This is a genomic window from Methanolinea sp. (assembly GCA_030055515.1).
Lineage (GTDB): Archaea > Halobacteriota > Methanomicrobia > Methanomicrobiales > Methanospirillaceae > Methanolinea_A.
Genome location: JASFYI010000001.1, coordinates 446,642 through 468,760, shown reverse-complemented (window position 1 = coordinate 468,760; position 22,119 = coordinate 446,642). Strand labels below are relative to the sequence as shown.

At 62.9% G+C, this 22,119-nt stretch carries 18 protein-coding genes; 7 read left to right on the top strand and 11 right to left on the bottom strand.

What is annotated here, in order from left to right:
- Positions 1 to 6: 6 nt before the first annotated feature.
- Genes QFX32_02510 through QFX32_02495 form a run of 4 tightly spaced genes read right to left on the bottom strand, consistent with a single transcriptional unit; the run spans position 7 to position 4,372 of the window.
- A complete protein-coding gene (locus QFX32_02510; GenBank protein ID MDI9632911.1) occupies positions 7 to 1,170 on the bottom strand; it encodes an ATP/GTP-binding protein in 1,164 nt (387 codons plus the stop codon).
- Positions 1,167 to 1,874, bottom strand: a complete 708-nt coding sequence (locus QFX32_02505) for a hypothetical protein (protein MDI9632910.1) — start codon at positions 1,872 to 1,874, stop codon at positions 1,167 to 1,169. The genes QFX32_02510 and QFX32_02505 overlap by 4 nt, the downstream gene beginning before the upstream one ends.
- A gap of 9 nt (positions 1,875 to 1,883) precedes the next feature.
- Positions 1,884 to 3,746 (bottom strand): ferrous iron transport protein B, encoded by a 1,863-nt coding sequence (feoB, locus tag QFX32_02500; protein ID MDI9632909.1) that lies wholly within the window; start codon positions 3,744 to 3,746, stop codon positions 1,884 to 1,886.
- Positions 3,743 to 4,372: a metal-dependent transcriptional regulator gene (locus tag QFX32_02495; protein ID MDI9632908.1), complete on the bottom strand. Its 630-nt coding sequence runs from the start codon at positions 4,370 to 4,372 to the stop codon at positions 3,743 to 3,745. Before QFX32_02495 ends, feoB begins: the two co-directional genes overlap by 4 nt.
- A gap of 205 nt (positions 4,373 to 4,577) precedes the next feature.
- Here QFX32_02495 and QFX32_02490 point away from each other — a divergent pair, with 205 nt between their 5' ends.
- The 3 genes from QFX32_02490 to QFX32_02480 are packed head-to-tail and all read left to right on the top strand — an operon-like array spanning position 4,578 to position 7,483.
- Positions 4,578 to 6,167, top strand: a complete 1,590-nt coding sequence (locus tag QFX32_02490) for a methyl-accepting chemotaxis protein (protein ID MDI9632907.1) — start codon at positions 4,578 to 4,580, stop codon at positions 6,165 to 6,167.
- 22 nt (positions 6,168 to 6,189) lie between these two features.
- Positions 6,190 to 6,672 carry a chemotaxis protein CheW gene (locus QFX32_02485; protein ID MDI9632906.1) on the top strand — a complete coding sequence of 161 codons (483 nt, stop codon included), beginning with the start codon at positions 6,190 to 6,192 and terminating at the stop codon, positions 6,670 to 6,672.
- A 16-nt stretch (positions 6,673 to 6,688) separates the two neighbouring features.
- Entirely contained in the window at positions 6,689 to 7,483 is a 795-nt protein-coding gene (locus QFX32_02480) for a protein-glutamate O-methyltransferase CheR (GenBank protein MDI9632905.1), read from the top strand.
- Here the strand turns inward: QFX32_02480 and QFX32_02475 are convergent.
- On the bottom strand, positions 7,480 to 8,727 hold the full coding sequence (locus QFX32_02475; protein MDI9632904.1) for a helix-turn-helix domain-containing protein: 1,248 nt from the start codon (positions 8,725 to 8,727) through the stop codon (positions 7,480 to 7,482). The two genes, QFX32_02480 and QFX32_02475, sit on opposite strands and share 4 nt — an antisense overlap.
- A 251-nt stretch (positions 8,728 to 8,978) precedes the next feature.
- Here QFX32_02475 and QFX32_02470 point away from each other — a divergent pair, with 251 nt between their 5' ends.
- From QFX32_02470 to QFX32_02455, 4 genes are all read left to right on the top strand, one after another.
- Positions 8,979 to 11,888 (top strand): Cache 3/Cache 2 fusion domain-containing protein, encoded by a 2,910-nt coding sequence (locus QFX32_02470; GenBank protein MDI9632903.1) that lies wholly within the window; start codon positions 8,979 to 8,981, stop codon positions 11,886 to 11,888.
- A gap of 24 nt (positions 11,889 to 11,912) precedes the next feature.
- Positions 11,913 to 12,470 carry a chemotaxis protein CheW gene (locus tag QFX32_02465; GenBank protein MDI9632902.1) on the top strand — a complete coding sequence of 186 codons (558 nt, stop codon included), beginning with the start codon at positions 11,913 to 11,915 and terminating at the stop codon, positions 12,468 to 12,470.
- 181 nt (positions 12,471 to 12,651) lie between these two features.
- A complete protein-coding gene (gene polX / locus QFX32_02460; protein MDI9632901.1) occupies positions 12,652 to 14,340 on the top strand; it encodes a DNA polymerase/3'-5' exonuclease PolX in 1,689 nt (562 codons plus the stop codon).
- The gene (locus QFX32_02455) at positions 14,337 to 14,981 is read left to right on the top strand and encodes an undecaprenyl diphosphate synthase family protein (protein MDI9632900.1); all 645 of its coding nucleotides are present in this window, start codon (positions 14,337 to 14,339) and stop codon (positions 14,979 to 14,981) included. The genes polX and QFX32_02455 overlap by 4 nt, the downstream gene beginning before the upstream one ends.
- Before the next feature lie 81 nt (positions 14,982 to 15,062).
- Here the strand turns inward: QFX32_02455 and uppS are convergent, their stop codons facing one another.
- From uppS to QFX32_02425, 6 genes are all read right to left on the bottom strand, one after another.
- Complete coding sequence (gene uppS / locus QFX32_02450) at positions 15,063 to 15,839, bottom strand: polyprenyl diphosphate synthase (protein MDI9632899.1); 777 nt, start codon at positions 15,837 to 15,839, stop codon at positions 15,063 to 15,065.
- On the bottom strand, positions 15,836 to 16,828 hold the full coding sequence (locus tag QFX32_02445) for a radical SAM protein (GenBank protein MDI9632898.1): 993 nt from the start codon (positions 16,826 to 16,828) through the stop codon (positions 15,836 to 15,838). The genes uppS and QFX32_02445 overlap by 4 nt, the downstream gene beginning before the upstream one ends.
- Positions 16,829 to 16,985: 157 nt before the next feature.
- The gene (locus tag QFX32_02440; protein MDI9632897.1) at positions 16,986 to 19,436 is read right to left on the bottom strand and encodes a lectin like domain-containing protein; all 2,451 of its coding nucleotides are present in this window, start codon (positions 19,434 to 19,436) and stop codon (positions 16,986 to 16,988) included.
- A 140-nt stretch (positions 19,437 to 19,576) separates the two neighbouring features.
- The gene (locus QFX32_02435) at positions 19,577 to 20,272 is read right to left on the bottom strand and encodes a hypothetical protein (GenBank protein ID MDI9632896.1); all 696 of its coding nucleotides are present in this window, start codon (positions 20,270 to 20,272) and stop codon (positions 19,577 to 19,579) included.
- 72 nt (positions 20,273 to 20,344) lie between these two features.
- A complete protein-coding gene (locus QFX32_02430; protein MDI9632895.1) occupies positions 20,345 to 21,364 on the bottom strand; it encodes a Coenzyme F420 hydrogenase/dehydrogenase, beta subunit C-terminal domain in 1,020 nt (339 codons plus the stop codon).
- A gap of 8 nt (positions 21,365 to 21,372) precedes the next feature.
- Positions 21,373 to 22,116, bottom strand: coding sequence for a hypothetical protein (locus tag QFX32_02425; GenBank protein MDI9632894.1), 744 nt, complete (start codon positions 22,114 to 22,116; stop codon positions 21,373 to 21,375).
- Between the last annotated feature and the right edge of the window lie 3 nt (positions 22,117 to 22,119).

Sequence of the window (22,119 nt, the reverse complement as noted above, 5' to 3'; positions counted from 1 at the left end):
CCCGACTCACGCCGAGTGGCGCGTGATGCGGTCGAGCATCGACTCGAGCACGGAATGGACATCCGAGCGGCGGAGCGAGCTTATGAAGAACACGGGAACGTCGTCTTTCAGTTTAAGACTCTCCCTGACCATCCTCTCGTCCATCCTGTGGGGGAGGTCGACCTTGTTGACGGCGACCACGAAGGGGATCCTCGCCGAGAATACGAGAGTGAGGAGGTCCCTTGCCCGGGGGAGCGTTTCCGGCCGGGTCGCGTCTATCATCATGATGGCCCCCATCGCGTTTCGCACGATCCTCGGGATGATCGGGTCGAACCTCGGCTGGCCGGGGGTCCCGAACAGCGTGATGTCGAAACCCTTCAGGTGGAGCCACCCGAGGTCCATCGCGACCGTCGTCCTGAAGCCATCGAGGTCCCCCCGGTCCGCGCTGAGGCCGGTGTCGGACGCGTTCGCGACAAACGTGGTCTTCCCGCACGAGGGTGGCCCGGTCACGATGATCTTCGGGATGTAGAGCCTGACGACACCCTCGCTCACCTCGTAGGGAACGGAGCGCCGGGGCATCCTGCTCCACGAGACGTACTCGACCGTGAAGAAGTGGAAGAAGGGGACGGAGCTCAGCGCAGAGTGGACAGAGATGATGAGGTCGAAGTAACCACCGGACGCGAAGTGCGTAATAAGGCTGTCTCCCTCGAGGTTGAGGTGCTCGACGATCGTCGTGAGTTTCCGCGCCTCCTTGCCGCCGGGGAGGAGGGAGAGCGCGGGCTCAAGGCCGAAGTCCTCGTAGAGGAGGTCGAAGTAGACGAAGACGACGTGGATCCCCTCGCGCGCGATCGTCTCGTGGATTGCCCTCTGCCATTCCGCGAGGCGGGCACGCGTGCCCTTCACCCTCGCGTTTATCCCGTCGCGCACGGCGCTGTCGAGGATGGCAACCTTCCCCCGCTCTCCCTCAAGGCGCGTCCCCATCGCCTGGGAAAAGTCCGCGGCAAACGCGCCGCGGGTGGAGTGCGGGGCGATGACGAGCGCGTTCTTCCCCGACGAGAGGACAGACTGGAGGATCCTGTACATGAAGGGACGCCCGTCAACCCCCGGCTCAAGGGAGAATATCGCCCTCGTCCCGGCCGGGATACCCGAGCCGAGCATCTCGTCGATCCCGAGTATCCCCGTGCGGATCACACGATCACCTCCAGGCCCTCCTCCGATATCTGGAACGCGACCCACTCCGGGGATACGCCGGGTATCCCCCTCACCCGCAGGAAGTCTCCGTGCTGGTCGTTCTTCACTTCGATCACGAGGTTCATGAGCTGCTTGATGAGGGACTGTGTCTTCTCGTCGAACGATTCGGAGTTGAGAGCGTATATCCCAATGGCTTCCATCTTCTTCAGCTTGGCGGTGATGACATGGAGGAACTGGTAGATGACCTCCAGTCTCCGGTACATGAGGAGCGTGGTGAGCGAGTCGATATAAAACCGGATGGGCGGGGGGAAGAGCGCGTCGCCGGATTCGGGAAATTCCCCGTTGAATATGCTCTCCACCATCGCCGAGAACTTGATCCCTATCCCCGTGAGGTCGCTTGGACTCGAGACGTACCGCACCTTCGTCGAGTCCGCGATGTCGGGCGTGGAGAGCTTACTGACGGCGTCGATGATCCCGATCCGGGTGTGGTCGACCCGCGCCGCGGCGAAGAACTCGAGGAGGTCGACCGAGCGCATGACCGTCGAGAGGATGAGGGCATACTCGCCGGGGAGGGGCCTTGCGATCGAGTACCCCAGTTGTTCACCCCGGCTCAGCGAGGGAGCGAGAATGAGTATATTCGATCCCGGGGAAAGCCCATCTTTCTTCTCGTCGATGAGTCGTATCCCGGTCTTATAAGTATACATCCCCAGATATCATCTCGCAAGAAGGTTTATAAGCGCTCCGATGCACAGGCCGAGTCCGAGCGTGTACGCCGAGACGGCGAGGGTTACGCGTTTTCCCACGACCCTCGAGAGGACACCGATCGTCGAGACGCAGGGGATGAAGAGGACACTCACGATGGCAAAGACATAGATCTGGACGGCCGTGAGGACCGAGGGGAGGTCCGGTGTCCCCGCGAGGACGACGAGCGTCTCGAGTGCCATCTCCCTGCGCAGGATCCCAAAGACGAGGGCACTCGCCGCGTAGCCGGGCAGCCCGAGGACGGCCTCCGAGAACGGCGCGACGACCTCCGAGAAGAGTTCGAAGAATCCCGCGTACTGGAGGATGCCGAGCACCACGCTCGCGGCGACGAGGAGCGGCATCGCGACGAGGAGGAATTCGCGTATCCGGGTCCACGACTTGGCGATGACGTTGCCGGGCCTCGGTACCCGGAGCGGCGAGAGCTCGAGGATCATGCCGTACCGCTCGCCGGGCGTGACGCGGGAGAGCACGATGCCGGTGAGGCCGATCAGGACAAGCGAGACGAGGTAGATGCTCATCGCTGCCCAGAACCCGACGAAGACCGCGACCATCCCCGCGACGATCACGGTCCTCGCCGAGCAGGGGACCATGCTCACGAGGAACGATGCGATGATCCGCTCCCTCCGGGTCCGGAGGAGGCGCAGTCCCATGATGGCCGGGACGTTGCAGCCGAACCCGAGGATGAGGGGGATTATCCCCTGCCCGTGCATGCCGAGCCTGTGCATGAGGCTGTCCGCAATGAAAGCCGCCCGCGTGAGGTACCCGGAGTCCTCGAGGATGGAGATGAAGACGTAGAACGTGAAGATGAAGGGGAAGGCTATCCCGAGGCCAGCCTGGAAGGCGAGGAGCACCGCGTGCCCTACCTGCCTTGGGAAAGGCGGGATGCCGAGCGAGAGGAACGGCTGTACCAGGAACGAATCGAAGGACCCGACGAGGAGTTCCTCGAGGAAAGACCCGACGAAAAAGACGCAGGAGAGGATGGACACGAGGACAGCGGCGAGGATGACAGCCCCCCACGTCCGGGATGTGAGGGCGGCCTCGAGGGATCCCGCCATGACACCCTCCCGCGCCGCTTCCTGCACCTTCACGACCCGGCGCGCGATCGCGCGCGCGCAGTGGTGGCGGTTCCCCGCGATGATCTGCGAGACCGCCATCCTGTGCATCTCCTCGATCTCCGACGCGAGCGCCGCCGCGGATTCCGCGAGGTCACCCGGCGCGGCCATTCCCTGGAGGGCCAGGAGCGCCGTGATCCTGTCGACGCCGTGGACGGAGCAGAGGCTCTTTATTGCAGCCTCGACGTGGAGGTCGTAGGGGACCGTGATCCGGGGGACCCTCGACCGTTCGAGGGAGGCGGGGATTATCTCCTGTACATTCTTCCCCTGTATCGCGGCAGCCTCGATCACCTCGACGCCGAGGATGGAAGAGAGTTCCCGCGTGTCGATCGCGATCCCGTTCTTCTCTGCCTCGTCCATCATGTTCAGGACGACGACGAGGGGCTTTCGGTACTCCGCGACCTGCAGGAGGAGGTAGAGGTTCCTCTCGAGGTGCGTCGCGTCGAGGACTGCAACGAGCCTCTCGACCTCCCCGCTCGCGATGAATCTCCTCGCGATCTCCTCTTCCGGCGATTTCCCCTCGAGGGAATAGACACCCGGGAGGTCGACGAGCTCGAGACGCTCCCTGCCGTAGCAGAGGCTGCCCGAGAAGAGGTCCACTGTTGTACCGGGATAATTGCTGACCTCCACTCCGAGTCCCGTCAGCTGGTGGAAGATGAGGGACTTGCCGACGTTCGGGTTCCCGACGAGGCCTATCTTCATGGGACCTTCTCCACGAGGATGGAGGAGGCGATCTCAGGGCTCAGGGCGATATCGCACCCCTTCACCCTCACGACGACGGCCTTGTGGTTGAGGACGTGGACAACGCGCAGGGTCTCCCCGGGGAGGATCCCGAGGTCACCGAGCCGCTCGCACCCGCATATGGGACGGATTGCGATGACCCTCAGCTCTGAACCCTCGCGGAAATCTGCGAGGGACTGGAGTCTCCTCCTGCCCCTCCGGAAGCGGTACCCCCCCGGTCCCGGGCGGGAGATGAATCCCTCGAGCCGGTCGAGGGTCTCGTCCGAGATCCCGTGCTCGAGGATACAGGCCTCCTCGGACGCTGCGGACCGCTCCATCCCGAGGACCTCGGAGAGGAAGCACTCGAGGACCCTGTGTTTCTTCTCTACCCGTGCTCCCGTCTCCTTCCCCTTGTCGGAGAGCTCGAGGATCTCTCCCTCGCGGAGAGAGACGTAGCCCTCCGCCGCGAGGTCCCGGGCCTCTTCGCGGACGGTCCCCTCCTCCTTTGCGAGCCGCGCTGCAACCTCCCGTACAGTCGGCATTCTCCCGTTCGCCACCCAGAGGGTATACGCGGCCTCGAGGATGTCCTCCCCCGCGGAGCTCTTCATCGGAGGTTCGGTTGGACCAGAAATTATTTGACGATTTGGATGATGCGCAGTGAGAAAATTACGTGAAAGGTTGCCTCGCAGCGCCGCGCGGATCCGCCGCGGCAGAGGAACCGCATTGCAACAGTAATCATCGGTTTTAATTTTCACTTGTGATGATTAAATCCAATGAATTAATATACCCCTTCTTTTACACTATCTTGAAATGATGACAGGAATGGCGGGGAATACTCTCGCGGATATCCGGGAAGCCCTCCGGAAGGGGATTTCCCTCAATGGTTTCCGGATCGACCCCGGGAAGGTCGATCCTGCCTGCCGGGAGTTCGCGGAGACCATCAACGAGCTCCTCAGGGTTGCCGCGGACTTGCGTACCAGGAACCAGATCACGTTCAACGAGAATCCGTTCCCCATCCTGATATTCGACAGGGACTGGACCATCATCGCGGCGAACGAGTCGTACAGCAAGCTCTCGGGGATCGAGCAAAAGAAGCTCAGGGGCATGAGCGTGAAGAACTTCAAGGTCCTCGACCAGAAGGGCGAGGGACTCAAGGTCGCGATCACCGAGAGGAAGAGGTCTTACGGGGTGGTGACGGTGGAGATGCCGTCAGGGGTGAAGATCCTCGAGCAATACGGTATCCCCATCCTCGACGAGCGGGGCGAGGTAAAGACGGTATTTGCGTTGTACAACGATATCACGGAGAAGAGGAAACTCGAGGACCGCCTCGCGGGGAGCATGCGGGAGATAGGAGAGACCCTCTCCCGGCTCGCGAACGGCGATCTCACGATGAAGGTCGTCGTCCACGAGAACGATCCCCTCGCGTCTGTCAAGGACGACCTCAACGCGACCATCGACCGCCTCAATGCCCTCGTCTCCAACCTCGCCCGGACAATCGAGTACCTCGATGGCGCGGTGGGAGACATCCTCACGGGGACGGACGAGATTGCCCGCGCATCCCAGAACGTCGCGCTCACCGCCCAGAAGAACTCGGAGGATGCGAAGAACCAGCTCTCCCAGCTCGAGAAGGTGACGAGGCAGATCGTCGCGCTGAACGAGGACGTGGAGAGGATCGCAAGGACGACCCACCAGATGGCAGAAACATCAAGGAATGTTCTCCACGCGGGGGACAACGCGGGGAGGCTCGGGAAGGAGGCCTCGCTCAAGATGAACCTCGTCCAGGACCTCTCCCAGCGCGTCATGGACGAGATGGTGGCCCTGAACGCTAAGACACAGGAGATCAGCAAGATCGTCCGGATGATCACCGATATCGCGAACCAGACCAACCTCCTCGCGCTGAACGCCGCGATAGAAGCCGCGAGGGCCGGCGAACACGGGAGGGGATTCGCGGTCGTCGCGGAGGAGGTAAGGAACCTCGCCGGGGGGTCGAAGAATGCGACGAAGAGCATCGACACGGTGATAAGGGACATCTCCCACTCGAGCAGCCAGACCGTCGACTCGATGCGGAAGGCCTACGAGGAGATCATGACCGGGATAAAGAGCGTGGAAGTGACGATCCAGGCCCTGAACCAGATGTCCGAAGGGATACGGACAACGGCCGAAGCGATTAACCAGATCTCGAAGGCAACCGAGAACCAGGCTGCCGCGAGCGAAAACCTGATGCATGACATCGAGCTCATCCACAACATAGTCGTCGCGAACGAGAAGAACACCGAGAATCTCGCCGCACTCGCGGAGGAGAGCAGCGCGTCGATCGAGGAGATCGCGAGCGCGACGAGCGAGATCCGGCAGAAGATGGCCGAGGCACGGAGAATAGTGGAGTCATTCAAGGTGAGAACCTGAACACGAGAAGGGATAGTGTCGGATGCCCGAGATCCTGATATTCGGCCTTGATGGAAACCTGTACGCGATAGATATCAGGTACACGAGGGAGATAGTGGAGGCTCTCCCCGTCACACCCATCCCGAGGGCTCCCCCCTACATCGCGGGGATGACGAATATCCGTGGCGAGATCACGACCCTCATCTCGCTTTCCATGGTCGTCGGGCAGGACACGGGGTCTCTCTCGCGTGACCAGAAATTCATCATCATCGTGCCCGAGGCAGCGAGGGGGGACAAGGTAGGATTCATCGTGGACCACGTCTCCAGTGTCTGTTCCGTTCCCGAGGAAAATATCGACATGCGGAAGGCAGACCCGCAGGCACCCGGGAGATCGTTCATCAAGGGGATCATAAAGCTGGAGGAGGAGAAGGCTATCCTCGGCGAGCGGAAGGCCGAACAAAAGCTCGTTTTATATCTCGACACCGAGAAGATATTATCCCACCTCTTCGAGCTCGCGAGGCGGTAGGGACTCAACCGAGCATATGGACGATTTCCAGAGCCTCCTCCAGACGATCCAGCGCCTCTTCAACATCCAGTGCGGCAGTTACAAGGAGGACTACATCAAGCGCCGGATCGCCTCCCGGATGAACGCGCGGCGCATCGCGACTTATAAGGAGTACCGTGAGTTCCTCCTCTCGCACCCCGAGGAGCACGAACTCCTGAAGAATGCCCTCACCATCAACGTGACGAAATTCTTCCGAGACCCCCAGGTCTTCGAGTGTATCAGGGACGAGATCCTCACCCCGCTCCTCCGCCGGCAGAACCGGGTCAGGATATGGAGCGCAGGGTGCTCCTCGGGGGAGGAACCGTACTCGTATGCCATGCTCCTCTACGACCTGACCCTGATCCGCAAGGACGTGGACTGGCTTATCATCGCGACCGACATCGACGAGGCGATCCTCCGGAAGGCAAAGGAAGGAATCTACGAGAAATCCACGCTCGAATATGTCTCCGAGAGGCAGCTGCACCGCCACTTCACGGCGAGGCCTGACGGGAAATTCGAGATCAAGCCACACATCCGGCAGCACGTGATGTTCCAGCACCACGACCTGATGTCCGGGGTGCCGGTCCAGCGGAATCTCGACCTCGTCTCCTGCAGGAACGTCACTATCTACTTCTCCGATAAACAGAAGAACGACCTCGTCCGGATGATCCACCAGGGACTCCGGCCCGGCGGATACTACGTCATGGGGATGTCCGAGTTCCTCGGGAGGGAAGTCGAGCACCTCTTTTCCCCGTACAAGCCTCTCCTCAAGATTTTCGTGAGGAATGACTAGGAGAGATTAGAGCGCGGGTTCTCGGGAATGACGCGGTACTTCCCCGGCGGGATGAGGATTTCGAAGCGCGCTCCCCTCGTGAATTCGCCGGTCTCCCTGATGGATATTCCCGTCGCGTCGAGGACCTGCCGGCAGAGGAAGAGCGAGTGGGCCCTCCTCTCCCCATGCCCCCACTCAAAGAGCGTCGCTTTCTCCTCGGCCGGGATGCCCATGCCATCGTCCTCGTACACCACGAGGAGTCCCTCGGGCGTCTCCCGGGCCGCGACCCTGATCGACGTCACCTTCCTGCCGTGGACGGCCGAGTTCTCGAGGAGCGCCTGGAAGACGCGGGGGATGCTCTTCTCGGCGCAGACCTCTACGCCCCTGATGTCGGAAAAGAACTTGATATGCGAGAGCTGCACGAGCGAGAGTGCCTCGCCGACGACGTCCTCGAGGGAATGCCACTTCACTTCGGGGAGCGTATCCCCGAGGAACTCGTCGAAGTTCCCCACCTCGGCGAGGAGGGAGTCGAGGATCTCTTCCTGTTCCCTCGAGAGTTCCCTCATGCGGGAGAGGTCCCAGATCTCGGCGATCCTCCTCCCGATCTCGAGTGCCCGGACAAGCTGGTTCTTCGCGTACCGCCGGACGAGGGCATCGAGCTGGAAGAAACGGGCATAGAGTTCCCGCCGGGATTTTTCAGGGGCATCGGCCGTTGATAGCTTCTCGGCTGGCTCCTTCAAGAACCGGCAGACGATGCAGAACCCCGTCGTCCCCGACTCGAATCGGACCGGGAAGAGCCTTTTTTCGACCGCGACCTCCCCGCCACTGATGCCGATGGATCCTCGTAGGGTGATCCCCGTGGCAGGGATGGAATCGCCGATGGAACGGAGGGTGTCCCGGTCGAAGAGGGGAGCGAGGGGGGTGTGGGTCGCGTTCTCGCCGAGGTAAGCGTCCCTCTCGACTCCAAGCAGGGAGGCGAGTCTCCCGTTGAGGTAATGGATTGCGAGGGACTCGTTCACGATCACGATGCCCTCGTCGACGAGGTCCATGAGGTTGTGGACCGGTACCCTTTCCTGCAGGTAGAAGAGCTTCGCAGGTCCCAGCTTCCTGATCGTCGCCGAGCCGGACGAGACGAGGAGGTTCAGGTACTTCGATGCGGTGCTCCTGTTGATCCCAAGTTCCCGCGAGACCTCGTCGATGGTGAGACCCTTCCGGTGCCGGGCGAGGAGCTCCCTGATCTGGTCGATGTCCCCCCTCTCTGCCATGGTTCCCACTATTGTTCTTAAGGATGCACGATATCTACGGTTCAGATAATACCAGCATGAATGTATAACTATATTAACCATTGCATTTGATGTTCATTATGAGATAATTTTATATAATATCAGCTTGAAAGTTCGTGTAGTCCGTGGGGCATCCCTCCGAATTTTCCGGCTGGAACGTATCGAGCCGGAATTATCGGAGCTCCCGGGATGGACAATACCACACGATGCGGGGTAGTACACCTATGGGCAGAATGGCTGGATTCTCACAGATGAAGATCGGGACGAAGATCCTCGTCCTCTGTCTTGTCCTGGTGGCCGTTCCAACGCTGTTGCTCGGAATCGTCGCCTACACAAGTTCCACAGGAGCTATCCAGGAACAGATTGACGAACTCCTCTCCACCGAGATCAGCGACATCCATAAGATGACCTCGAACAATTACCAGCTCGCGCAGATGAAGCTGAACGGTGACTTAAGCGTCCTGCACAACACCTTCTACGGGTACGGGACGCCCGAGATCTCGGGGGGGAAACTCGTCCTCAAGGGCAAGGGCGGGCAGAGTTACGTCGTCAACGACAACTTCGAGATCGTCGACCAGATCGAGAAGATGACGGGATCGAAGGCGACGATCTTCCAGAAGACCGATGGCCAGGCGATCCGGATCTCGACGAACGTCGTCGGTGCTGATGGGCGGCGGGCACTCGGGACGCCGGTCTCGGACGCCGTGTACGATGCCGTCATCCGCAAGGGCGAGACGTACTATGGGGTTGCCGACGTCGTGGGCAAGACGTACATCACCGCGTACGAGCCCATCAGGAATGCGAACGGCGAGATCATCGGGATCCTCTTCGTCGGCGTCCCCGAGGAGACGGTCTACGGTGCCCTGAAGAAGGAGATCCTCTCGACGAAGCTCGGCCAGAGCGGATACGTATTCGTGATGGACAGCAAGGGGACGCTCCTCGTCCACCCCTCGCTCCAGGGCCAGAACATGGCGGGCGAGAAGTTCATCCAGGAGATGATCGCGACCAAGGACAAGGTCAGGGACAAGCCCGGGAAGATCTCGTACGTATGGGAGGGGAAAGAGGTCGATGCATACTACATGTACTTCCCTGCCCTCGACTGGATCATCGGGTCGAGGGTAAATCCCGCCGAGTACATGGGCCCCGTCGATAACATTCGCAACGCGATCATCATCATCCTCGTCGCGAGCATCGCCATCGGTGCACTCGTCTCCATCATGTTCGGGAGGTCCATCGCCCGCAGGATGGGTGACCTCGTCGCGCTCGGGAACCGCGTGATGGAGGGGGACCTCGGCGGTGCCTCGAAATCCCTCGAGAGCGGGCTTGAGTCTGCAGCAGGCGGGGACGAGATCGCGGAGGTCTCAAAGGCCTTTGCAAACGTCGTGAAGACCATCCAGAACTTCTCCGACGAGATCGCGAAGGTCAGCGTGGCAGCTTCTGAAGGGCAGCTCTCGGTCCGCGGCGAGCCGTCGAAATTCAAGGGGGACTACGCGAGTCTCATCAAGGGACTGAACGAGACACTCGATGCCATCGTCAACCCGCTCCGGATGACTGCACGCTACATCGAGCGCATCGGGAAGGGCGAGGTACCGGAGAAGATCACCGAGACGTACCGCGGCGAGTTCAACGACGTCAAGAACAGCATCAACAGCTGCGTCGACGGACTCCAGGGCCTCGTCGAGTGCGACCACATCCTCCACAGGCTCGCGGTCAATGACCACACGCGTGGTGTCGAGGGCAAGTACCAGGGGATCTTCGGCACGATGGCCGATTCCACCAACCAGGTGAGGGAGAGGCTCCTTGCCGTCACCAAGCAGATAAACGAGATCGCGGTCGGCGACACGCGCGAGCTAGCAGAACTGAAGAAGATCGGCAAGCGGAGCGAGCAGGACCACCTCCTCCCGGCTATCGTCAACTGCCTCGAGACCGTCGACAGGCTCCTTGCGGACACGAAGATGCTCGCGAGGGCCGCCGTCGAGGGACGGCTCGATGTCCGTGCCGATGCGAGCAGGCACGAGGGCGAGTACAGGACGCTCGTCGAGGGCATCAACGCGACCCTCGATGCCATGGTCAAGCCCCTCAACGAGGCGATGAAAGTCTGCGAGGCGTACGCGGCAGGGGACTTCACGCGGCGGTTCGATAAAAACCTCAGCGTGGCGGGCGACTTCCAGAAGTTCAGGGAGGCCCTCGACAACATCGGCATCCAGGTGAGCAAGGCGCTCGCCGTCGTGAACCAGCAGGTCACGGAGCTTGGCGCGAGCGCAGAGGAGGCGAACGCGAGCATCGAGGAGGTCTCGGCCGGCTCTGCCCAAGTCGCGAAGAACGCGGCGGCGGTGAGCTCGAACGCCGAGCAGAGCAGCCAGGGCATCGCCGAGGTCCTCAAGGCGATGGAAGACCTCTCCAAGACCATCCAGCAGGTCGCCGCGAAGGCCGAGTCAGTCTCCCAGCTCGTCCAGCAGACCAACGACTACTCGCGCAAGGGCATCGAGCTTGCCAAGAAGACCGAGAAGGGCATGGACGGCATCACCCGGTCCTCGAACGAGGTCAACACGATCATCCTCGAGATCAAGTCCCAGATGGACAAGATCGGCGAGATCGTGAACCTGATCACGGATCTCGCGAACCAGACGAACCTGCTCGCACTGAACGCGGCGATCGAGGCCGCGCGCGCGGGCGACGCGGGGAGAGGGTTCGCGGTCGTCGCGACCGAGGTCAAGTCGCTGGCCGAGGAGTCGAGGGTCTCTGCCGAGAAGATCGCCGAGATGATCGGAAACCTCCAGAAGCAGACGCAGATGGCCGCGGAGACCGTCGCGGTCTCGAACACCGAGGTCAGGGAAGGCAGTGTCGCCCTCAAGGAGACGCTCGAGAACTTCAACAAGATCGTGGAGGCAATCGACCAGATTAGCCGCGCGATGACCGAGGTCGCGGCCGCGTCAGAAGAGCAGGCAGCATCCGTAGAGGAGGTCACCGCGAGCATGAACGAGGTGAACAACCTCGTCCGGAACACCGCGAAGGAGGCGACCGACTCTGCCGCGGTGAGCGAGGAGACTGCAGCGGCAATCGACCAGATCTCGAAGGTCATCGCCAACGTCAACAACATCGTGGTGAAGGTCTCGACCGAGGTCTCGAAGTTCAAGATCTGACGCCCCCGGGAGGCCGAGAGAGACATGACAGCGAGAGAGAGCGGGGAAATGCAGGAGAGGGCGGCGGGAACCGCGGGGAAGAAAGCCCCCTCCGGCGGAGGGGGCTCCGGCACCCTCCAGGTCGTCGAGTTCCTCCTCGGGAAGGAACACTTCGCGATAGACCTCTTCGACGTGAAAGAGGTCGTCGAGTACACGACGATCACGAAGCTCCCCAACACCCCCTCCTACGTGAAGGGGATCATCGACCTCCGCGGGGAGATCACGACGATCATCGACCTCAAGCAGAGGCTGCACATCACGGAAGAGTCGGGCCAGCCGGAGGAGAACTGCCGGATCATCGTGCTCGACGAGAAGAACACGAAGTCGAAGATAGGGATCATGGTCGACGATGTCCTCTCGGTCTCCACGTTCGACATGAAGGACGTCGACACGAAGTCCGCGTCCGAGATCGGCGAGGACACGGCGATCCTCGGCATCATCAAGAAATCCGTGAAGGAGAAGGACAAGGACAGGGAGGTCAACGAGCTGATCATCTGGATCGACATCAAGCAGCTCCTGAAGGACATCGACCAGCACATCTGACCTCCCCCCCCCTCTTTTTTTTCGTGCCCGGATTGCTTGCGAGGGATTTTCCCCAAGTACCCCATGACGGGTGGGACCGATGAATTGCCGAACCCTCGCGGAAGGCCGCTCCCCCGGAGGGGAATGCATATGAGGCTCCCGGATCACCACTCATGAGGGGAGACGGGAGGGGATTTTCACGATGGAGGGTCCCAACAGGGTCGTCTACGAGAGGCTCAACCTCATGGCCGAGATCCTCGAGATCCTCGGGGACAACCCCTTCAAGGTGCGGGCCTACAGGCGGGCAGCCGAGAGCGTCGCCCGCCTCGCGGTGCCCGTGGACACGCTCTCCGCCGGCGAACTGGAAGCCGTGCCCGGTATCGGCGCAGCCATCGCAAAGAAGATCAGGGAGATCGTCGAGACCGGGACATTCCACGAGCTCGAGACCGTGAGGACGCAGATACCCCCCTCCGTCCTCGAGATGCTCTCCCTCGAGGGCGTCGGCCCGAAGACCGTGAGCACTCTCTGGAAAAAGATGAACATCCTCTCGATCGACGAGCTCGAGCGCGCGGCGAGGGGTCACCGCATAAGGGCACTCAAGGGTTTCGGGCCGAAGAAAGAGGAGGCAATCCTCCGGGCAATCGCGCACCGGAAGGCACCGCAGGGGCGGATGACACTCCTCGAGGCGGAACGTATCGTCGGGAACATCAGGGTGGCATTCCCGGAAGGAAGGTTCGTCGTCGCGGGGAGTTTCCGGAGGAGGAAGAGCACTATCGGCGACATCGACATCGTCACGACCGAGAACCCGTCTGCCGTGAACCCGCGGGTGAGGGAGATCGCGGGCGAGGTCCTCGACGAGGGAACGAAGAAGACCTCGTTCCGCTACGGGCAGACGCGCGTGGACGTGAGGTTCGTCTCCCCGGGACAGTGCGGGGCAATGCTCCTCTACCTCACCGGCTCGAAGAACTTCAACATTAAACTGCGGGAGTTTGCCCTCTCTAAGGGGCTCAAGCTGAACGAGTACGGCATCGAGGACGTGCAGAGGGGCGAACTCCACGCCTTCGCGAGGGAAGGAGACGTGTTCTCCTTCCTCGGGATGGATTTCATCGTCCCCGAGCTCCGCGAGGACTGGGGGGAAGTGGAAGCGGCCCTCTCGCATACCCTCCCGAATCTCGTCGAGGAACGGGAGGTAAGGGGCGATCTCCACGTCCACTCCTCTTGGAGCGACGGCCACATGGATATCAGGGATCTCGCGGAATTCGGGGCACGCAGGGGTTACGAGTTCATCGCGTGCACGGACCATTCCTCCACGCTCGGGATCGCCCACGGCCTCGACGAGCAGGCGATCGCAAAGCAGGCCCACGAGATCGAGGTCGTGAACCGGTCATCCCCGTGCAGGGTCCTCCACGGGATCGAGGTGGACATCCTCGCCGACGGGAAGCCTGGCCTGCCCGCGCGGGTCCTCTCCGACCTCGATATCGTGGTAGGGTCCGTCCACTCGGGCTTCTCGCAGGACCAAGACGTGCTGACCCGCAGGGTGGTCTCGGCCATAGAGAACGAGCACATCGACATCATCGGTCATCCCACGGGGCGGATCATCGGAGAGAGGGAGCCCTACGGGGTAGACATGCACAGGGTGATCGAGGCCGCCGCGGAGCACGGGAAAGCCCTCGAGTGCAATGCCTCGCCGTTCAGGATGGACATCGATGACATCTACATCAGGGAGGCAGTCAAATCGGGGGTGAAGGTCGCTGTCGGGACCGACGCCCACGCTCCCGGGGACCTCGACTGGATCCGCTATGGCGTGGGCCTGTGCAGGCGGGGATGGGCGACTCCCGCGGACGTGCTGAATACCATGGACGCGCGTTCCATACTGGAGTGGGCTTCGTGATACGCTGGCTCTACGAGAGGCACCTCCTCTCCGGCCTCCAGATCCTCCCTTCCCGTATCTGCTTCATGATAACCGGGCAGGAGCAGAGGGAGGCACCGGGAAAGATCCTCGAGGTCACGCGGTGGTGCATCGAGGTCTCGGATCTCCTCCGCGAGCGGCAGGGGAAGGGCGCGGTGACGGGGAGAGACGCGGGCATACAGGGCGTCACGTTCCACGTCAGCACGCGGAATCCGGGGGAGATCCTCCCCCTCCTCCCGGGCATCAGGGAACTCTCGCGGTTCGCCCGGCTCTCGCTCCACTGGGAGGGCGGGACCGAGGTCGCGGGCGAGGGCATGGACGTCCACGTCGCGATAGGGAAGAGCGGGAGGGAGGAGATCGCCGAGTGCATCCGCCGGATTGCAGCCGAGGGAATACCCTCGGAGGAGGTGACCGAACAGACGATCGAGGATCACCTCACCTACCCCTACGCGCCGGACCTCGTCATCAAGACGGGGGGAAGCCACCTCACGGATTTCCTCATATGGCAGTCCGTCTATTCAGAGCTCTTCTTCTCCGACGTGAACTGGCCCCTCTTCCGGAAGACAGACTTCCTCCGGGCTCTCCGGGACTACCAGTCGAGGGTCCGGAGGTTCGGGAGGTAACCCGCGGGATCGCGCGGCGTCCCGTGGAATTCAGGGGAATGGTTGCAGCCCGGCGAGGGGACTTTCCGTCCCCGGAGCGCTTCAACCGGCGCGGCCCCTCTCCATTGCGTCCACGCGCTGTGAATAGGTCCTTATCGCGCGGAGGAAATCTATCTTCCTGAAACGCGGCCAGTAGGGTGCGCAGAAGTAGACCGCGCACTCGTGGCCGTTCGCGAGCCACGGCAGGAAGTTGGAGGTCCGGTACTCGTTCCCCGTGCGGATCACGAGGTCGACGGGCGGGATCTCCTGGCCGTCGTGGAGGTGGGACTCGACGAGGGCGGGGGTGATGTCAGAGACCCTGTACCTCCCCTCGGCGACCCCCTTGAGGATCCTCCTCGCCGCCCGGACTATCTCGTTCCTCCCCCCGTACGCGAGCGCGACGTTGAGGAAGTAACCCTCGTAGTGCTTCGTCGCCTCTTCGGCCCTCTCTATCGCCTCCCTCAGGTCTTCCGGGAGGAGTTCCCTTGCCCCCACCACGCGGACGCGGATCTTCTCGCAGTGGACCCGGGGGTCCTCGACCACCCTGCAGAGCTTCTCCTTGAAGAGCCGGAAGAGGTCCTCGACCTCCTGCGAGTCGCGCCTGAAGTTCTCCGTCGAGAAGGAGTACAGCGTGAGGTGTTTCACGCCGAGTTCGCGCGCCCACGAGAGGACCTCCTCCGTCCTGTTCGCCCCCGCGCGGTGTCCCTCGGACCGCGGGATCTTCCTCGTCCTCGCGAACCTCCTGTTCCCGTCCTGGATGATGGCGATGTGCCGGGGGATGTGCCGGCACTGCATCCGGAGCACCCTCTCGTACACCGAGAGGACCGCGTCCTCGATCACGGGACCGGGGTCACCTCCACGACGATGCCCCTGTCAGGGTACCTCTCGACGATGCACTTCTCGCCGGGGATCTCGCGCGCGTGCTCCGCGACGATCCACCAGAGGGTCTCGATTCCCTCCTCCCCCACCTCGTACATCTCCCGGTCGAGGCGTGTGAGGACTTCGGGGAACGAGGGGGGATTCCTGATGAGACCGTAGATTATGGTCCCGTCCCGGGTGACGAGGTCGAAGGGGCGCGCGGTGTTCCTCGCGACGCGGAGGAGTCTCTTGCGCAGCTGGTGAGAGTCCTTGTACGCGGAGGAGCACCAGTGCACCTTCGGGTGGCCGAAGAGGGGGACAGCCCACGAGCGCGCACCCGCAACCGCATTGTGGAGGCTGTCCTCGGGTTCAAGCCCCCTCTCCCGCATCGCCTCGGCATTCGTCTCCCCCCACTCGAGCTCGTTGATATTGAGGAAGTCGAGGTACGGGAGGGCAGCGAGAAGGCACTCCACCTCGGGGAGGGCCGGCACCTCGAATCCCGCGGAGTACCCGAGATTCCTCGCCCGCGCGACCGCATCGATGTAGGGGCTTTCGATGATATTCTCCCACTCTTCCCGCGGGGGGTGCAACCGAATCTCGTCGACGAGCCCAGAGAGTGCGCGGAGGTCTTCCTCGCGGGGGACAAGCCCGGTGTAGAGGTGGACGTGGTGGGCCCTGCCGAACGATTCCTTCAGTGCCCTGCAGTACTCGGCGACCCTCCCGACGACGAGCAAGGGTTCCCCGCCCGTCACGCCGGTTCCGAGCGCGTCCATCGTGCGCGCGACCGCGATCGCCTCTGCCGGGGAGCGGACCAGTTTCTCGTTCGCGTAGACGTCATCCTTCCCCTTCCGCGAGGCAGAGAGGGGACAGTACCAGCAGGTGCGGTGACACTTTCCCGTGACGAAGAGGACCATCGTTGCCCCCTTCCGGCAGATCGCACAGCCCCTCGCAAGAAGCCGGTACCTCCCCACCTATTATCTCCCCTTTACCCTGTCCATCTTTTTCCCTCGTCTGTTATTAGGGTGATCATCGGGAACTTCCCCCGCGCGAGGGAGAGAACGAAGTGCACGCGCGTGCCGAGGGAATCGACGAAAAGTGCGTCCCGCCGGCCCGCGCGGTTCCCCTTCGTCAACGGACGCGCACCGCGGGGGCGCGCGGGGCAAGGCTAATTCCCGTGGGAATTCCGGCATTGCCCTTCTTGAGTGACGTTGCCGCGGTCCCCGCAGCATTCTTCGGGAGAGAGAGGTCCTTTAGTCCGGAGAGATCAACTGCAGTGTCGTCCCGCGTTCCTATCCGACCCGGCGCGATACCTGGGGCCGAGATGCCGGCGGCGGGACGCGGAAGAGTAATTGCTGTCGCATTTTTCCTCGGGAAATCGACCACCGCCTTTCCCCCGGCGTGCACGGGGAGAGCCACCGTGTTTCCCGCCCTGACCACGACCGTGCGCGAGGCCGAGGCAGAGTTCCCCGCCGTGTCCACCGCCGTGACGCGGAAGGTCACTCTCCCGTGGCAGTCGTCGGGAACCTTCCACGCGCACGTCCCCTGCGTCCCCGCCGGGGAACAGAGGGCCTTCCACGACGAACCACCGTCGAGGGAGTACTCGAGGGTGACGGAAGCGATCCCCCCGCTGTCCCTCGCGGTCCACGCGACGTGGACGGTCTCGCCCGGCGAGAACGACGCGGCCGGCCCGGGGGACGTGATGGCCACCGAGGGGGGAGTCCTGTCCCCGCGCGCGGGGACGAATGGCGTTGCGAACGGCTGCAGCGTCCACGCCGGGGTTGGCAAGGGGGTCACCGCCGGGGTCTTCCGCGCGACGGAAAAGGCCTTGATGCACGCGTTTGCGTTCGGGATGGCCTTCGTGAGGTCAATCCACGTCGTTCCATCCGAGCTTATGTAGCTTTCGCCCGCATGGGCCACCGCCCTGCCCGAGTACCCTTCCAGCGGGTACTCCACGGCGAGAGGGAACCCGTACCCCGGGGTCGAGAGCTTCAGGATCACGGAGAATTTCTCCCCCTTCGCGAGGGAAACGGGCGTGTCGAGCGGCACGGTGTGGTACCCCGCGCACGTGATGGTTCCCGCGGCGACGGTTCGCGAGGAGGCGCCGCGGGGCCCGTTCGAGGGGTCGAGGCTCACCTCGACCTGGTAGGACGTTCCCCGCACGGGGGTGTAGAAGCTGACGGCACGGAGCTCCTCGTTCCCCGCGGCGGTAAAGACGTTCGCGGCATAGAGCGTCTCCCCGCCGGTACCGAGAGCAGTCACCCAACCGAGCGGGTCGTAGCTGTAGATCCTGTCGTAGTTGGACGTGTCATCCCCGAAGAACTGGACCAGTTCCCTGCCTATCACGGTGTCGTAGTAGGAGACGTAGAAATACCCTCCGTCCCCCCACTCCGCGCCCCAGCTGTTCCGGACGATGAATGCACCGTCCCCAGGGGGCGTGACCGCGAAGTTCTCGCGGTGGTAATCGTCGTCCCAGCCGACGATGACGACCGCGTGGTTCTGGATGGAAGATCCGGGGTAGTAATAGGAGCACTTCTCGGGGGAGTAGTAGGACCTCTCCCAACGGATAGACGAGTACACCGCGCCATTCTGCAGGATGGCTGCCTTGAGGCGGCCGTTGTCAAGCGGCCCGGCGCGTGACGGCATGAACGTGATCTCCTGCACGTGCTGCCGGACGGGTGGATTCACGGCCTTCTTCCTGGCCGACTCGGAGTAGGGGTCATCAGCCTCGTTCACGGGTCCAGCCCACCGCGCGAGGTACGCGGCGGCCATGAGGTAATTCCCCCCCTGGCAGGGGGAGAGATCGAACCCGTGGTTATTCTTCATGTGGTTCTCCGAGAAATCCCATTCCTGCAGGGGGAGTTCCGTTGACTCGAGCGAACCGAGGGAGGAAAAGGCCCAGCACGCGCCGCACTGGCCCTGCGCGCGGACGGGAGTGAGCTTGCCCGTCGACCGGAGGTCGTACCTCGCGGGGAGCGTCGCCGCCCACGAAACCCCGTAGGCCGCGGGATCCCTTTCCCCGCCGGCACCAACCGTGGCAGAAACACCCGCCGTGCCCACGGAGGCGAGGAAGACGATGTCGATGGGTGACGGGATCAGCCCGAGCGGCTCCTCGCCCTCGGGATGGGAGGATTGTCCTCCATCCTGGAGCGACTTCAACCGATCTATCGCCTCCCTGAAGTCACGGCTCGGCGGGGCGATCCTGTACCGCGCGACGAGATCCCTGATGTCCTCCATCTTTTCGAGCTCGGTCTTGGGAGGAGAGAGAAAAGATGCCTTCTCCCGCGCGCCGGCGCTCGCATTCTCCGCGCCTGCGAATGGAAAGGATGGGATCGAGGAGAAATTGACGGTGGACCAGGATACCTTTGGTGATTTCAGGGATAATTCCACCGGCCCCCGGGTCACACCGCGGAGTGTGTCGGCGCTTGTGCCCGCGGTGAGGGGGGGCGACCAGTTTGCCTCGAGTCCGCCGCCAACTGTATCCCCCACGCAGCACGGGACGAGAATGGGAGCGAGAATGCAGAGCGCGACGATGCCCACGATTCCCGGCCACCCGCGTGGTTTCCTATCCTGTCTCCCCATGGTATCCACCGGAAGCGCTCGCGCGGGGAAAACCGGGTGTACCTCTCCACGGGAGGGTACCTCCCCGGTTTTCCGGACGTGAATACCAGAAGACCCCCTTCCCACATAAATGTGTGGGATGGTGCCGGTTCACCGCTCGGTCAGCCTTCCCCCGATCCCTCCTCCTCGTTCTCACCGCCCGGCTCTCCCCCACCTTTTGTCACCCTCTCCCTCTCGGCCCTCCTCCCGAGAACGAATGCAGCACCGCCAAGCACGGCGAGGATGACCGCGAGGACGACCAAGACAGTGGACGAGGGCTTGCCGGGCACTTGGCCGGGAGAGGTTCCATGCGAGGCAGAAACGGGAGATCCTCCCGCGCCCCTGAAGTCAGGGTCAGGGGTGACGGGGACGGAAACGCGGAGGTCGAGCGCTGTCACCTCGCCGGGAGAATAGGGGTACCCGGCCATCCACTCTCCCCCCTGCCCCGCGGGTCTCACTTCGGCCCTCACACCGCCCACGAGGAAAGCGAGTTCTGTGCCCGGCTCCATCGTGCCCTGTACCTCGAGCCGCTGCGCGAACGGGTCCGGAGACCCGTATTTTCCTTCGCACGTGTAGACGGGATTCCCGGGGACACCACCGCGCACGCCGGGGCCTGTGGCCTCGATCCGTACACCATCGGGAACGGGAGAGCCTGCCGCCGAGACACTCCCGTAGAAGGAATGGGGGAGGAGGGGGTAGGCCGTCCCCGGGCCTTCCGCGCTCGAACCATTGGGTCCGGGGGGTGCTTCCGCTGCCCACGCGTTGCCGGCGATCGCGCCGACGATGAGGAGGCAGGTGACGATGATTGACGACTTCATGGGATAACAGACACCTGTATTACCCGTGGTGGGCTTCGCATCCCATTAAAGGCTTCTTCCGGAATCCGGCTTTTATCCCCCGTTCCTTGCTGCCTTCGCCGCCGCGAGCCTCTCTATCGCAGCCGTCTCGACAGGCGGGCCCCTCTCGATTCTTTCGTGGGCAACCGCCTCGTCAACGAATACCTGTCCCGCGATCGTCCTCACGACGAGGGTCGTGTACCCCGGGGGGCTCCCCACCGCGCCCGCCGAGATGTCCGCGCAGACTGCCGTGAAATCCGTGCAGGAGTGACAGCCGGGGCGAATCGCGCTCTCGAGTTCCAAGAGGGGGAGCGTGAGCTTTTCTCCATTCCTCTTCGTCACCTCGAGCTTCCCGCGCACGTCCAGGCGCGCGATCTCCTCCCTCCTGATACCGTGCTCTTTCCCGAGGATCTCCTCGACGAGGACCCTGTAGTCGAAGATCTCCGTGCAGAACAGGCCGACGGAGAGCCGTATCCGTGACCCGTACGGAACGAGCAGGTCGTTTTCACTCTCCCGGATGAGAGATACCGCCCTCGCGACGCAGGGGACACCCACGATGGCGATGTTCCGGAGCTTCATCCCGATGACCGCCGTCTTGAGCGCGGAGACGAGGGGGACCCACCAGCTGTACCTGCTCCCCGCGGTCGCGAGCACGGCGTCCCCCGACGTGAGGACCACCGACCGAGGGGCGAGGGTCAGCCTGTCCGCCGTCACGGTCACGACACCGTCAATCAACCCCTGCTCGAGCGCCGTCGCGAGGATCGCGGTGACGGCTCCTCCCGCCTGCCTGCGCGGGATGTCGAAGGTCGCGCGGGCCGAGAGGATCTCCCTGTACGCCCCGAGACCCGTAGATCCCTGCCCTCCTGCCCTCGGGCACGCGTCGTAGCAGGCACCGCAGGGGACGCCGTCGTTCTCCATCTTGCAGTACCCTATGTTCTTCGGCCTGACGGCGCCACCAGGCTCGTCGAAACAGATCGCGTCGGCCGGGCAGACCGCGACGCACGCGCCGCACCCCGAGCACGTCCCCTTGTCCCACACCCTTTCCTTCAATCCCGTGTAACTCCGCCTCTCCATCCCTGCACTCACTCCCACGTGTACTTGTTCGCAAACGGCCTCGCGCTCGAGGGGACGACCTCGACGTACTCGTCGGAGAGGAACGGCGCGGGATCGAGCCCGAACCAGCAGGCGTACTCGCGGATGATAGGTGCTATCCTCTCGTATCCCTCGTCCGGGAGGGGTCTTGCGAGGGCACCGACGCCAAGGCACCTCCTGTCGAGCGAGTCACCCCTTAAGACGATCCTCCCCCCGTGGATCCCCGAGCCGATCCCCCTCTCCTTCCCTGTCCTCCGCGCGGGATCGCCGAGTGCGAGGATGAGGCCCCCCGCCATGTACTCCCCGAGGAAAGAACGGAACGATCCGCCGACGACGAGCACCGGGCACCTCTCCCTGTACTCCTTCATGTGGATTCCCCCGCGGTACCCGATGTTGTCTCTCACGAATATACTGCCGCCCCTCATCGAGTGTGCAACGGCATCCCCGGCACTCCCGTGGATCACGATCTTCCCCCCGTCCATCGTGTTCCCGGGCGCGTGGTCGCAGTTTCCATGGACGATACATGTCGGACCGCTCATGAACATGCCGAGATCCCCTCCGGGAACGCCGTGGATGATGATTGTCACGTCCCCGCGGAGGCCGTCCGCAATGAATCTCTGCCCCATGACGTTCACGATCTCGATCTCGTCGGCTCCCGACGCGACGGCCTCGCGGATTCGCCTGTTGAGCGGGGTGTAGTGCATCCCCGCCGCATCTATCGTGACTCTCGCCATTCT